Annotated in this window: 1 protein-coding gene; it reads right to left on the bottom strand. The window is 57.6% G+C overall.

Annotated features, from left to right (window positions below; genetic code table 11):
* A partial coding sequence (locus H3O04_RS35730) for a condensation domain-containing protein (protein ID WP_237666555.1) occupies positions 1-417 on the bottom strand: 417 nt, incomplete at both ends.

Genomic DNA, 417 nt, shown 5'->3' with positions numbered 1-417 from the left:
CAGCGGTTGACGTTGTGATCCGCGCAGGCGGCCCAGCTCACGGATCACCTCAACACCGTTCATTTCACTGTGCGCCATGTTTTGCCAGAGGCGCTGTTGGGTCTGTTGCATCTGCTCTTGCAACGTCACCGGCGCTGAGAAGTTAAAATCAACCAGCGTGACGGAGGTAAAATCACCAATCAACTGGTTGATTTGCGGATGGATCGGCTGGCGATTGAAGAACGTCAGGTTCAGCGTAAATGTTGTGGTACGGCTCCAGCGCTCAAGGGTGGCGGCAAACAGCGTGAGCAGCGCGGCAGACGGTGTGACGCCTTGCTGCTGCCAGCGCTGTTTCACGGCCTGCCATTCTGTCTTGCCGATCGTCGATTTGAAGGTGGTGAAGTGTGGCGTTTCCGGGGGCGTCTCAACCACCGGCAG

The organism is Burkholderia sp. KCJ3K979, assembly GCF_016759955.1.
In the GTDB taxonomy this organism is placed as follows: domain Bacteria; phylum Pseudomonadota; class Gammaproteobacteria; order Burkholderiales; family Burkholderiaceae; genus Burkholderia; species Burkholderia orbicola.
The sequence above is the reverse complement of the archived record's forward strand: the minus strand, read 5'-3'. Positions and strand labels throughout refer to the sequence as shown.